A 12278-nucleotide genomic window follows, 5' to 3' on the forward strand; every position below is an offset into this window, starting at 1 on the left:
GATGAGCAATCTTCGCACCATCAAGATCGACGGCAAGCTGATCGAGGTCGATCCGAACCTGACCCTGATCCAGGCCTGCGAACAGGCCGGGATCGAGGTGCCGCGCTTCTGCTATCACGAGCGGCTGTCGATCGCGGGCAACTGCCGCATGTGCCTGGTCGAGATCGTGGGCGGCCCGCCCAAGCCCGCCGCCAGCTGCGCCATGCAGGTCAAGGACCTGCGCCCCGGCCCCGACGGCGCGCCGTCCGAGGTCCGCACCAACTCGCCCATGGTCAAGAAGGCCCGCGAAGGGGTGATGGAGTTCCTGCTCATCAACCACCCGCTCGACTGCCCGATCTGCGACCAGGGCGGCGAATGCGACCTGCAGGACCAGGCGATGGCCTATGGCGTCGATTTCAGCCGCTACCGCGAGCCCAAGCGCGCGAGCGAGGAACTGAACCTCGGCCCGCTGGTCGAGACCCACATGACCCGCTGCATCAGCTGCACCCGCTGTGTCCGCTTCACCAGCGAGGTCGCGGGCATCACCCAGATGGGGCAGACCGGGCGCGGCGAGGACAGCGAGATCACGAGCTACCTCAACAACACGCTCGCCTCGAACCTGCAGGGCAACATCATCGACCTGTGCCCGGTGGGCGCGCTGGTCAGCAAGCCCTATGCCTTCACCGCACGGCCCTGGGAGCTGCGGAAAACCGAGACGATCGACGTGATGGACGCGCTCGGCTCGAACATCCGCGTGGACACGAAGGGGCGCGAGGTCATGCGGATCCTGCCCCGCAACCACGACGGCGTGAACGAGGAATGGATCAGCGACAAGACGCGCTTCGTCTGGGACGGGCTGCGCCGCCAGCGGCTGGACAAGCCCTATATCCGGGAAAACGGCCGCCTGCAGCCGGCGACCTGGCCCGAGGCGCTGGATGCAGCGGCGAACGCCATGCGCGGGCGCAAGGTTGCGGGGCTGGTGGGCGATCTCGCGCCGGTCGAGGCGGTGTTCGCCCTGAAAAACCTTATCGAGGCGATCGGCGGCACAGTCGAGTGCCGGACCGACGGCTCGAAACTGCCGGCCGGCAACCGCGCGGGCTATGTGGGCACCGCGTCGATCGCCGATATCGACGACGCGCAGATGATCCAGCTCATCGGCACCAACCCCCGGGTGGAAGCGCCGGTCCTGAACGCCCGCATCCGCAAGGCCTGGACGCACGGCGCCCAGGTCGGGCTGGTGGGCGAGGCGGCGGACCTCACCTATGACTACGCCCATGTCGGGACCGACCGGGCGGCGCTGGAACGCCTGTCGGGGCTGACCATCACCGACGAGACGCGCGACAAGCCGACGATGGTGATCGTGGGGCAGGGCGCGCTGCGCGAGGCGGACGGCGCGGCGGTGCTGGGCCACGCGATGCAGCTGGCGCAGAACTCGAACTCGGGCCTTCTCATCCTGCACACGGCGGCGAGCCGGGTGGGCGCGATGGACGTGGGCGCCGTGACCGAAGGCGGGCTAGCCGCCGCGATCGAGGGCGCCGATGTGATCTGGTCGCTGGGCGCCGACGAGGTCGAGATCGCCCCGCGCGATGCGGGCGGCCCGTTCGTGATCTACCAGGGCAGCCACGGCGACCGTGGCGCGCACCGCGCCGACGTGATCCTGCCGGGCGCCTGCTACACCGAGGAAAACGGCCTGTTCGTCAACACCGAAGGGCGGCCGCAGCTGGCGCTGCGCGCGAACTTCGCGCCCGGCGAAGCCAAGGAGAACTGGGCGATCATCCGGGCGATGTCGCCGCTGCTGGGCAAGACGCAGGCGTGGAACAGCCTGGCCGAACTGCGCCGCGCGCTGATCGACGCGGTGCCGCACCTGGCGCGCATCGACGAGGTGCCGGAAAACGCGCCGGCCGCCGTCGAGGCGGGGCAGCTTGGCCGCGCCGACTTCCGTCCGGCGCTGAACGACTTTTACCTGTCGAACCCGATCGCGCGCAGCTCGGCCCTGATGGGCCAGCTGTCGGCCATGGCGGCCGAGCGCTCGGCGCCGGCCATCGCGGCGGAGTAGCATCATGACCCGGCACGCAGCCCGCCCGGTCGCAGCTTTCCTGGCCTTTGCGGCGCTGGCCGCGACGCTGGCGGGATGCGACAGGTCGTCCGATCCCCGCCCCTCGGCCAAGCCCGACGAACTGGGCGTGGCCGTGGTCCAGAACGGCAAGGGCGGCAAGCAGCTGACCCGCGGCCGGGTGTCCACCAAGTCGGGCGACATCCTGATCCTGGAAGCGGACGGCACCGTCAGCGAGGTCGCGCTGGACAGCCCGAGCGGCCGCGACGCCTTCGACGTGTCGCAGGAAGAGCTTGAGGCGCTGTCGGTGAACCTTGGGCTGGACCTGTCGGCGGCCCCGGTCGTGGCGGGCTTCGCCACGGGCGGCCATCGCGGCGGCGATGCCTCGCCCGGTCCGGTCAAGGGCCCGACGGCACAGGAAAAGGCGCTCGAGGCGTTCGCGGCGCGGACCCAGCCCGCTTTCCCCAAGCTGCCCGACGGCTTCAAGGCAAACCCCGAGAACTTCATCGCCGTCAACGTCAAGACGCTCGGCTCTGACAAGCGCGGCTCGCTGGTCGAAGTCTCGGCCGACCTGCAACCGGGGGTGGACGCCGACGTGGCCATGGCCTATGCGACGTGCGCGCTGGCGGGCTGGGCGCAGGGCGAGGGCCGCGATTTCGCGCGCCACGTCCGCACCCTGCAGGACAAGCGCGGCGGCAAGCTGATGGTCGGGTCGGTCTTCACCACCTCGAGCGAGAAGCCGATGGGCCTGCGGGTCATGGAAACCAACGCAACCTTGCGCGAGTGCAAGGATCGCGGCATTCCCGTCGCGTGAACGAAGGTATGGACGTGAATGGCTGAGTTCCTGGCATCCCCGTTCGGGGCAACCCTGATCCTTCTGGCGCAGGGCCTTGCGATCATCGCCTTCGTGATGATTTCGCTGCTGTTCCTGGTCTATGGCGACCGCAAGATCTGGGCCGCGGTGCAGATGCGGCGCGGGCCGAACGTCGTGGGCCCGTGGGGCCTGCTGCAGTCAGTGGCCGACGCGCTGAAATACGTCCTCAAGGAAATTATCGTCCCGGCGGGCGCGGACAAGTTCGTGTTCTTCCTGGCCCCGTTCATGTCGATGACGCTGGCGATGTTCGCGTTCGTCGTGATCCCGTTCTCGGACGGCTGGGTTATGGCCAACATCAACGTGGGCGTGCTGTTCATCTTCGCCGTCTCCAGCCTCGAGGTGTACGGCGTCATCATGGGCGGCTGGGCCTCGAACTCCAAATACCCGTTCCTCGCCTCGCTGCGGTCGGCCGCGCAGATGATCTCGTACGAGGTGTCGCTGGGTCTCATCATCGTGGGCGTCATCATCTCGGCCGGCACGATGAACCTGTCGGGGATCGTCGAAAGCCAGCGCGGCGCCTACGGGCTGTTCAACTGGTACTGGTTCGCGCATCTGCCGATGCTGGCGCTGTTCTTCATCAGCTGCCTTGCGGAAACGAACCGCCCGCCCTTCGACCTGGCCGAGGCGGAATCGGAACTGGTCGCGGGCCACATGGTCGAATATTCGTCCACGCCCTATCTGCTCTACATGGCGGGCGAATACATCGCGATCTGGCTGATGTGCGCGCTGATCTCGGTCCTGTTCTTCGGCGGCTGGCTGTCGCCCATTCCCGGTCTGCCCGACGGCGCGCTGTGGATGTTCCTGAAGATGGCGTTCTGGTTCTTCATGTTCGCGATGGTGAAGGCGATCGTGCCGCGCTATCGCTACGACCAGCTGATGCGGATCGGCTGGAAGGTGTTCCTGCCCCTGTCGCTCGTCTGGGTGGTGCTGATCGCGTTTCTCGCGCGCTACCAGGTCCTGGGCGGCGCATGGGCCCGCTGGGACCACCTGACGCAGATCGGCGCAACCGTAGTCGGAGGATAAGCCATGACCAACAACGAAATCGCACTCGCGCTCAGCCGCGCCACCGAGATCGAAAAGGCCGAGCTGGCCCAGCACCTGCTGGACGCGCTGGCGCCGCACGGGCTGACCCAGGACGAGGTCGCCAAGCACGTCATCGTCGGCGCGCTGGACAACTTCGGCCCCGCGCAGGACGCGCCCGAGCGTGACGGGGGTCCGCTGTAAGATGGCCGTCGATCTGGTCCGCGCGACCAAGTATTTTCTGCTGTGGGACTTCATCAAGGGCTTCGCGCTCGGGATGCGCTACTTCGTGTCGCCCAAGGCCACGCTGAACTATCCGCATGAAAAGGGGCCGCTGTCGCCTCGGTTCCGCGGCGAGCACGCGCTGCGCCGCTATCCCAACGGGGAGGAACGCTGCATTGCGTGCAAGCTGTGCGAGGCGATCTGCCCCGCGCAAGCGATCACGATCGACGCCGAGCCTCGCGAGGACGGGTCGCGCCGCACCACGCGCTACGACATCGACATGACCAAGTGCATCTATTGCGGCTTCTGCCAGGAAGCCTGCCCGGTCGATGCGATCGTCGAGGGTCCCAACTTCGAGTTCGCGACCGAGACCCGCGAGGAGCTGTTCTACGACAAGCAGAAACTGCTCGACAACGGCGCCCGGTGGGAGGCCGAGATCGCCCGCAACCTGCAGATCGACGCGCCCTATCGCTGAGCCCCTGCCGCCAAGCCCCTGACGCCAAGCCCCGACCGTTCTAACCCGCCTGACGAGTCCCGCCCGATGAGCGACGCTTTCACCAAGATGTTCTCGCAGATGCTCGCCTCGGGGCAGGAAATGGCGCGCGCGTTCAACCCCGGGCTGGAAAACCTCGACACCCGCGCGATCGAGAAGATGTTCCCCACCATGTCCGCCGACATGATGGAGATGTGGTTCGGCCGCACCTTCAACCGCGAGGGGCTGGACGCCAAGACCCGGCTTCTGCTGACCATCGGCGCGCTGACGGTGCAGGGCGCGGTGGCCGAACCGCAGCTGCGCCTTGCCGTGCGCCACGCGCGCGAGGCTGGCGCCACCCCGCGCGAGATCGCCGAGACGATCTGGCAGATGAGCATGTTCGGCGGGATGCCCGCCATGCAGAAGGCGCTGGACGTGGCCCAGTCCGTCTTTGCCGAAGAGGACGACCGGAAATGATGACCTTCGCCTTCTACCTGTTCGCGCTGTCCGTGGTGGTCGGCGGGTTCATGGTCGTGATCTCGCGCAACCCGGTCCACTCGGTCCTGTGGCTGATCCTGACCTTCCTCGCCTCGGCCGGGCTCTTCATCCTGCTGGGGGCCGAGTTCGTGGCCCTGCTGCTGGTGATCGTCTACGTGGGCGCGGTGGCGGTGCTGTTCCTGTTCGTCGTCATGATGCTCGACGTGGACTTCGCGCAGCTGAAGGGCGAGCTGGCGCAGTATCTGCCGCTGGGCGCGCTGATCGCGCTGGTGATGCTGGCGATGCTGGTCGTGGGCTTCGGCGCCTGGGATTCGGCGGCGACGGCTGACGCTGCCCGCGCGGTCCCGATCGTGGAAAACACGCTCAACACCAACGCGATCGGCGCGGTGCTGTATGACCGCTACCTGCTGGCGTTCCAGCTGGCGGGGTTGATCCTGCTGGTGGCGATGATCGGGGCGATCCTGCTGACGCTGCGCCACCGCCGCGACGTGAAGCGCCAGGACGTGCTGCAGCAGATGTGGCGCGACCCGGCAAAGGCGATGCGGATGACGAACCCGAAGCCAGGGCAGGGGCTGTGAGGCAGCGAGTTTGACTTCCGCCGCCCGGCCGGTGGGGCCGCGTTCGCGGGGCTGTTCCATGCGAACAGCGTAAGATAGGACGGCGCGGCATCCACGCCCGACAGACAACACCGGCAATCGACCGGAGGGACAGACAGATGATCGGACTGACACATTACCTTGTCGTGGGGGCGATCCTGTTCGTCACCGGCGTGTTCGGCATCTTCGTCAACCGAAAGAACGTCATCGTCATCCTGATGTCGATCGAGCTGATCCTGCTGTCGGCCAACATCAACTTCGTCGCCTTCTCGTCGCTGCACGGCGATCTCGCGGGGCAGGTCTTCACGATGTTCGTGCTGACCGTCGCGGCGGCCGAGGCGGCGATCGGGCTTGCCATCCTCGTGGTGTTCTTCCGCAACCGCGGCACCATCGAGGTCGAAGACGTCAACGTGATGAAAGGCTGAGGGCCCGGGCATGGAAAAGTTCATCCTCTTCGCGCCCCTGGTCGCCTCGATCATCGCGGGCTTCGGCTGGCGCGTGATTTCGGAAAAGGGCGCGCAGGTCCTGACCACGATCGTGCTGTTCGCGGCTTGCGCGATGTCCTGGGCGGTGTTCCTGGGCTTTGACGGCACCGTCCGCCACATCCACGTCATGGACTGGATCGTGACCGAAGGCTTCAACGGCGCGTGGGGCATCCGCATCGACCGGCTGACCGCGATCATGCTGATCGTGGTGACGACCGTGTCCGCGCTCGTCCACCTGTATTCGCTGGGCTACATGGCCCACGACGACAACTGGACCGAGGACGAACCCTACCGCGCCCGGTTCTTCGCCTATCTGTCGTTCTTCACCTTCGCCATGCTGATGCTGGTGACGGCCGACAACCTTCTCCAGATGTTCTTCGGCTGGGAAGGGGTGGGCCTCGCGTCCTACCTGCTGATCGGCTTCTACTACAAGAAACCCAGCGCCAACGCCGCCGCGATGAAGGCGTTCGTCGTGAACCGCGTCGGCGATTTCGGCTTTCTGCTCGGCATCTTCGCGCTTTACTGGCTGACCGGCACGATCCAGTTCGACGAGATCTTCGCCGGAGTGCCGCAGATCGCGCAGACGCAGCTGCATTTCCTCTGGCGCGACTGGAACGCGGCCGAGGTGACGGCGGTGCTGCTGTTCATCGGCGCGATGGGCAAGTCGGCGCAGCTTGGCCTGCACACCTGGCTGCCCGACGCGATGGAGGGTCCGACGCCGGTGTCGGCCCTGATCCACGCCGCGACCATGGTGACGGCGGGCGTGTTCCTCGTCTGCCGGATGTCGCCGCTTTATGAATTCGCGCCGGACGCCAAGGCATTCATCGTGCTGGTCGGCGCCTCGACCGCGTTCTTCGCGGCCACGGTGGGCCTGGTCCAGAACGACATCAAGCGCGTGATCGCCTATTCGACCTGTTCGCAGCTGGGCTACATGTTCGTGGCCGCGGGCGTCGGCGTCTATTCGGTCGCGATGTTCCACCTGCTGACCCACGCCTTCTTCAAGGCGATGCTGTTCCTTGGTGCGGGTTCGGTCATCCACGCGATGCACCATGAACAGGACATGCGGAACTACGGCGGTCTGCGGAAGAAGATCCCGCTGACGTTCTATGCGATGCTGATCGGGACGCTGGCGATCACGGGCGTCGGCATTCCGCTGACCACCATCGGCTTCGCGGGCTTCCTGTCCAAGGACGCGATCATCGAAAGCGCGTTCGGGGGCGGGGCGACCTATGCCTTCTGGCTGCTGGTCATCTCAGCCATGTTCACCAGCTTCTACAGCTGGCGGCTGATGTTCCTGACCTTCTTCGGCGCGCCGCGCCCGCAGCAGGTCTGGGACCCGCAGATCAAGGCCGAGGAGGAGATTCAGACTTCCGCCGCCGCCGATCATCATGATGGGCACGCGCACGGGCATGGCCATGACGATCACGCCCACGGCCATCACGGCGGCCTGCACGCCTATGAACACGCCCACGAAAGCCCCGCCGTCATGCTGGTGCCGCTGGGCGTCCTCGCGGTTGGCGCGATCTTCGCGGGAATGGTCTGGTATGCGCCGTTCTTCGGCGACCACCACCGCGTGACCGAGTTCTTCCACATCGCGCAGGCCGAAGGCCACGGCGAGGCGGGCGCGCCCGCCGACCACGGCGCCGAGGCGGCGCAGCCCGCCGACCACGCGACCGCCCCGGCCGAAACCGCCGAGCCCGCCGCGGCCCACGCGCCGGAAGGCGAGGGGACCCCGGTCGATGGCGAGGACACGGGCATCCGCACCGATGTCGCGGCCCCGGTCGGCGGCGCGATCTACATGCACCCCGACAACCACGTCCTGGACGAGGCGCACCATTCGCCCGTGTGGGTCAAGGCCGCGCCGTTCTTCGCGATGCTCGCGGGTCTCGCGTTGGCGTGGATCATGTATATCCGCAACCCGTCCGCGCCCGCGCGGCTGGCTCAGACGCAAAAGCCGCTCTACCGCTTCCTTCTCAATAAGTGGTACTTCGACGAACTGTACGACGCCGTGTTCGTGCGGACCGCGCGTTGGCTTGGCCGCGCGCTGTGGCACGGTGGCGACGGGCGGACCATCGACGGCGCGATCAACGGCGTTGCGATGGGCCTGATCCCGCGCGTCACCCGCTTCGCCGGGCGGGTGCAGTCGGGATATCTGTTCCACTACGCCTTCGGCATGGTGATCGGCCTCGTCGGCCTTCTGATCTGGGTGATGACGCGGGGCACGCTCTGAAATGACCAACCTTCTGTCCTTCATCACCTTCCTGCCGATCGTGGCGGCGCTGATCCTGGCGCTGCTTCTGCGCGGCGACGACGAGGCCGCGGCCCGCAACGCCCGCTGGGTGGCGCTGGTCGCGACCACGGCGACGTTCATCCTGTCGTGCTTCGTCCTGGCCGGGTTCGATCCCCAGAACACCGGGTTCCAGTTCGTCGAGGACCAGCCCTGGATCATGGGCCTGCGCTACAAGATGGGCGTGGACGGCATCTCGATCCTGTTCCTGATGCTGACGACGTTCCTGATGCCGCTGGTGGTCCTGTCCACCTGGAAGGTCACCGACCGCGTCAAGGACTACATGATCGCCTTTCTGGTGCTGGAAGGGCTGATGATCGGCGTTTTCACCGCGCTCGACCTGTTCCTGTTCTACCTGTTCTTCGAGGCCGGGCTGATCCCGATGTTCCTCATCATCGGGATCTGGGGTGGGGCGAACCGGATCTACGCGACGTTCAAGTTCTTCCTTTACACCTTCCTCGGCTCGGTCCTGATGCTGGTCGCGATGGTCACGATGGTCTCGCTTGCCGGCACCACCGACATCCCGACGCTGATGGGCTTCGATTTCCCCAGCGATCCGATCCCGGTCTTCGGCACCTACCTGCTGGGCGGCACGCAAACGCTGCTGTTCCTCGCGTTCCTTGCAAGCTTCGCGGTCAAGATGCCGATGTGGCCGGTCCACACCTGGCTGCCCGACGCGCACGTTCAGGCGCCGACGGCGGCGTCGGTGCTGCTGGCGGCGGTGCTTCTGAAGATGGGCGGTTACGGGTTCCTGCGCTTCAGCCTGCCGATGTTCCCGGAAGCGTCCGCCATCGCCCAGCCCGCGATCCTGTGGCTGTCGGCCATCGCCATCGTCTACACGAGCCTTGTCGCGCTGGTGCAGACCGACATGAAGAAGCTGATCGCGTACTCGTCGGTCGCGCACATGGGCTACGTGACCATGGGCATCTTCGCCGCCAACCAGGCGGGCGTGGACGGCGCGATCTTCCAGATGATCAGCCACGGCTTCGTGTCGGGCGCGCTGTTCCTGCTGGTCGGGGTGATCTACGACCAGCTTCACACGCGCGAGATCGACGCCTATGGCGGGCTTGCGAACCGGATGCCGATCTATGCGCTGATCTTCCTTTTCTTCACCATGGCGAACGTGGGCCTGCCGGGCACCAGCGGCTTCGTGGGCGAGTTCATGACGCTGCTCGGCACCTTCCGGGTCAACACCTGGGTGGCGCTGGTCGCGACCTCGGGCGTGATCCTGTCGGCTGCCTATGCGCTGTGGCTTTACCGCCGGGTGGCGCTTGGCGATCTCATCAAGGGCAGCCTCATGTCCATGCGCGAGATGTCGCCGCGCGAGCGCTGGATCTTCGTCCCGCTGATCGCCATGACGCTGCTTCTGGGCGTCTACCCGCGCGCCGTCACCGACATCACCCGGCCCGCCGTCGCGGCGCTGCTTCAAGACTATCACGCCAGCCTGCCTGCGCCCGCGCCCGTCGCGGTCGTGGCCACGGCCGGCCACTAAGGGGGCGCGGCCATGACCTCGCTTGATTTCTGGACCGTCCTGCCCGAAGCGGCGCTGGCGCTGTTCACGCTGGTGGCGCTGCTTCTGGGGTCGTTCACCGGCAAGGACGCGCAGGGCCGCACGATCCTGTGGCTGACCGTCGTCGCGCTGCTGGTCGCCGCCCTCGCCATCGGCCGGGGCTGGGGGGCCGCGCCCGACGGGCCCGAGGGCGGGCAGGCGTTCTTCGGCATGTTCATCGACGACGGCTTTGCCCGCTTCGCCAAGATCGTGATCCTGATCTCCGCCGCTGCCGTCCTGGGGATGAGCGTCGATTACCTGTCGCGCCACGGCATGATGCGGTTCGAGCTGCCGTTGCTGGTCGTCCTCGCCGTCATCGGCATGATGGTGATGGTGTCGGCCGGCGATCTCCTGACGCTCTACATGGGGCTGGAGCTGCAGTCGCTGGCGCTTTACGTCGTGGCCGCCCTGCGCCGCGACAGCGTCCGTTCGTCCGAGGCGGGGCTCAAGTACTTCGTGCTCGGCTCGCTCAGCTCCGGGATGCTGCTTTACGGCGCGTCGCTGGTCTATGGCTTTGCAGGCACGACCAACCTTGCGGCGATCGCGAACGTGGTGGTCAGCGGCCAGCTTCCGATCGGGCTGCTGTTCGGGATGGTGTTCCTGCTGGTCGGCCTTGCGTTCAAGGTCAGCGCGGTGCCGTTCCACATGTGGACGCCCGACGTCTACGAGGGCTCGCCCACGCCGGTGACCGCGTTCTTCGCGACCGCGCCCAAGGTGGCCGCGATGGCGCTGCTGGCGCGGCTGATGTTCGGCGGCTTCGGCAACGCCATCGGCGACTGGACGCAGATCGTCGCGCTGCTCGCCGTGCTGTCGATGTTCCTGGGCTCGATCGCCGGGATCGGCCAGCGCGACATCAAGCGGCTGATGGCCTATTCCTCGATCTCGCACATGGGCTTCGCGCTGGTGGGCCTGGCCGCGGGCACGGCGGTCGGGGTTCAGGCGATGCTGCTTTACATGGCGATCTATGCCGTGATGGGGGTCGGCAGCTTCGCCTTTATCCTGTCGATGGAACGCAACGGCCGTCCCGTGACCGGGCTCGACGACCTGAACCTGCTGGCGCGCACCGAGCCGTTGAAGGCGGCGGCCATGCTGATCCTGCTGTTCAGCCTGGCGGGTGTGCCGCCGTTCCTGGGCTTCTTCGCCAAGTTCGCGGTGCTGTCGGCGGCGGTCGATGCGGGGCTTGGCTGGCTGGCCGTTCTGGGCGTGATCGCGTCGGTGATCGGCGCGTTCTATTACCTGCGGATCGTCTACTACATGTATTTCGGGGCCGAGCGTGACGGCGTGCTGACCACCCGCATGGGCGGGTTCCAGTGGCTGGCGCTGGTCGGATCGGCCGCGATCATGACGCTGGGCGCGGTCAGCATGCTGGGCGTGGACGACGCGGCGGGCCGCGCGGCGGCGACGCTGGTCGCGGAAAAGCCTGCCGTGGCGGACCCGGTCGCGGTGGCGACGGCCCACGTTGACTGACACCCGCCCTGCGGCCTGGCCCGATGGCGTGGCGCGCCACGTCCTCGACCGCACCGACAGCACCAACGCCCACGCGATGCGGCTGGCGCCGCAGCTCAGCGGGCCCGCGTGGATCATGGCGCGGGAACAGACCGCCGGCCGGGGCAGGCGCGGGCGGCCCTGGGTCATGCCCCCCGGCAACTTCGCGGCGACGCTGGTGATGCGGCCGTCGGGGCAGGCGCAGGACGCCGCGCGGCTGGGCTTCGTCGCCGGGCTCGCCGTCCATGACGCGCTGGCGGCGGCCTGCGGGCCTGCGGCGCGGCTCGCGATCAAGTGGCCCAACGACGTGCTGCTGAACGGCGGCAAGGTGTCGGGCATCCTGCTGGAGGGGCTTGGCGCGGGCGGCACGGCCGGCGTCGACCTGCTGGCCGTGGGGATCGGCGTCAACCTGGCCGCGGCACCGGCCGCGGCCGAGGTCGAGGCCGACGCGCTGCCGCCCGTCTCGGTCGCGTCCGAAACCGGGCACGCGGTTTCGCCCGACGACTTTCTGGACCTGCTCGCCCCGGCCTTCGCCCACTGGCAGGCGCGGCTGGCTCGGGACGGCTTTTCCCCCGTTCGCGCCGCCTGGATGGCGCGGGCCGCGAAGCTGGGCCAGACGATCACCGCCCGCACCGGCCACCATACCCGCAGCGGGCGCTTCGACGGCATCGACGAGGCGGGCGCGCTGATCCTGACGACGGCGCAGGGGCGCGAAGTCGTGCCCGCCGCTGACATCTACTTCGCGGAAGGCGCCTGAC

The 12278-nt window shown here is 67.4% G+C and carries 12 protein-coding genes; all 12 read left to right on the top strand.

The window, feature by feature from the left end:
• Position 1: 1 nt before the first annotated feature.
• The 12 genes from nuoG to FNF32_RS09880 all read left to right on the top strand — a co-directional run bounded on the left by nuoG (position 2) and on the right by FNF32_RS09880 (position 12277).
• Positions 2–2035 (top strand): NADH-quinone oxidoreductase subunit NuoG, encoded by a 2034-nt coding sequence (gene nuoG / locus FNF32_RS09825; RefSeq protein WP_131673203.1) that lies wholly within the window; start codon positions 2–4, stop codon positions 2033–2035.
• A 4-nt stretch (positions 2036–2039) separates the two neighbouring features.
• Positions 2040–2846 (top strand): hypothetical protein, encoded by an 807-nt coding sequence (locus FNF32_RS09830; RefSeq protein ID WP_131673202.1) that lies wholly within the window; start codon positions 2040–2042, stop codon positions 2844–2846.
• A gap of 18 nt (positions 2847–2864) precedes the next feature.
• A complete protein-coding gene (gene nuoH / locus FNF32_RS09835) occupies positions 2865–3929 on the top strand; it encodes an NADH-quinone oxidoreductase subunit NuoH (protein WP_131673201.1) in 1065 nt (354 codons plus the stop codon).
• A gap of 3 nt (positions 3930–3932) precedes the next feature.
• Complete coding sequence (locus FNF32_RS09840) at positions 3933–4130, top strand: hypothetical protein (protein ID WP_131673200.1); 198 nt, start codon at positions 3933–3935, stop codon at positions 4128–4130.
• A gap of 1 nt (position 4131) precedes the next feature.
• Entirely contained in the window at positions 4132–4623 is a 492-nt protein-coding gene (gene nuoI / locus FNF32_RS09845) for an NADH-quinone oxidoreductase subunit NuoI (RefSeq protein ID WP_131673199.1), read from the top strand.
• A 66-nt stretch (positions 4624–4689) separates the two neighbouring features.
• Entirely contained in the window at positions 4690–5097 is a 408-nt protein-coding gene (locus FNF32_RS09850) for a carboxymuconolactone decarboxylase family protein (RefSeq protein ID WP_131673198.1), read from the top strand.
• Entirely contained in the window at positions 5094–5696 is a 603-nt protein-coding gene (locus tag FNF32_RS09855; protein ID WP_131673197.1) for an NADH-quinone oxidoreductase subunit J, read from the top strand. The genes FNF32_RS09850 and FNF32_RS09855 overlap by 4 nt, the downstream gene beginning before the upstream one ends.
• Positions 5697–5833: 137 nt before the next feature.
• Positions 5834–6139, top strand: coding sequence for an NADH-quinone oxidoreductase subunit NuoK (gene nuoK, locus FNF32_RS09860; RefSeq protein ID WP_131673196.1), 306 nt, complete (start codon positions 5834–5836; stop codon positions 6137–6139).
• A gap of 10 nt (positions 6140–6149) precedes the next feature.
• Positions 6150–8429, top strand: coding sequence for an NADH-quinone oxidoreductase subunit L (gene nuoL, locus FNF32_RS09865; protein WP_131673195.1), 2280 nt, complete (start codon positions 6150–6152; stop codon positions 8427–8429).
• A gap of 1 nt (position 8430) precedes the next feature.
• Positions 8431–9978 carry an NADH-quinone oxidoreductase subunit M gene (locus FNF32_RS09870; protein ID WP_131673194.1) on the top strand — a complete coding sequence of 516 codons (1548 nt, stop codon included), beginning with the start codon at positions 8431–8433 and terminating at the stop codon, positions 9976–9978.
• Between the two features lie 12 nt (positions 9979–9990).
• A complete protein-coding gene (gene nuoN, locus FNF32_RS09875) occupies positions 9991–11502 on the top strand; it encodes an NADH-quinone oxidoreductase subunit NuoN (RefSeq protein WP_131673193.1) in 1512 nt (503 codons plus the stop codon).
• Positions 11495–12277, top strand: a complete 783-nt coding sequence (locus FNF32_RS09880; RefSeq protein WP_131673192.1) for a biotin--[acetyl-CoA-carboxylase] ligase — start codon at positions 11495–11497, stop codon at positions 12275–12277. The genes nuoN and FNF32_RS09880 overlap by 8 nt, the downstream gene beginning before the upstream one ends.
• Position 12278 lies beyond the last annotated feature (1 nt).

This window comes from Paracoccus marinus, from assembly GCF_007018965.1.
GTDB lineage: Bacteria > Pseudomonadota > Alphaproteobacteria > Rhodobacterales > Rhodobacteraceae > Paracoccus > Paracoccus marinus.

What these genes read in the sequence shown, in the direction of transcription:
- nuoG (WP_131673203.1), top strand. Translation starts at nt 2, where the DNA reads ATGAGCAATCTTCGCACCATCAAGATCGACGGCAAGCTGATCGAGGTC.
- FNF32_RS09830 (WP_131673202.1), top strand. Translation starts at nt 2,040, where the DNA reads ATGACCCGGCACGCAGCCCGCCCGGTCGCAGCTTTCCTGGCCTTTGCG.
- nuoH (WP_131673201.1), top strand. Translation starts at nt 2,865, where the DNA reads ATGGCTGAGTTCCTGGCATCCCCGTTCGGGGCAACCCTGATCCTTCTG.
- FNF32_RS09840 (WP_131673200.1), top strand. Translation starts at nt 3,933, where the DNA reads ATGACCAACAACGAAATCGCACTCGCGCTCAGCCGCGCCACCGAGATC.
- nuoI (WP_131673199.1), top strand. Translation starts at nt 4,132, where the DNA reads ATGGCCGTCGATCTGGTCCGCGCGACCAAGTATTTTCTGCTGTGGGAC.
- FNF32_RS09850 (WP_131673198.1), top strand. Translation starts at nt 4,690, where the DNA reads ATGAGCGACGCTTTCACCAAGATGTTCTCGCAGATGCTCGCCTCGGGG.
- FNF32_RS09855 (WP_131673197.1), top strand. Translation starts at nt 5,094, where the DNA reads ATGATGACCTTCGCCTTCTACCTGTTCGCGCTGTCCGTGGTGGTCGGC.
- nuoK (WP_131673196.1), top strand. Translation starts at nt 5,834, where the DNA reads ATGATCGGACTGACACATTACCTTGTCGTGGGGGCGATCCTGTTCGTC.
- nuoL (WP_131673195.1), top strand. Translation starts at nt 6,150, where the DNA reads ATGGAAAAGTTCATCCTCTTCGCGCCCCTGGTCGCCTCGATCATCGCG.
- FNF32_RS09870 (WP_131673194.1), top strand. Translation starts at nt 8,431, where the DNA reads ATGACCAACCTTCTGTCCTTCATCACCTTCCTGCCGATCGTGGCGGCG.
- nuoN (WP_131673193.1), top strand. Translation starts at nt 9,991, where the DNA reads ATGACCTCGCTTGATTTCTGGACCGTCCTGCCCGAAGCGGCGCTGGCG.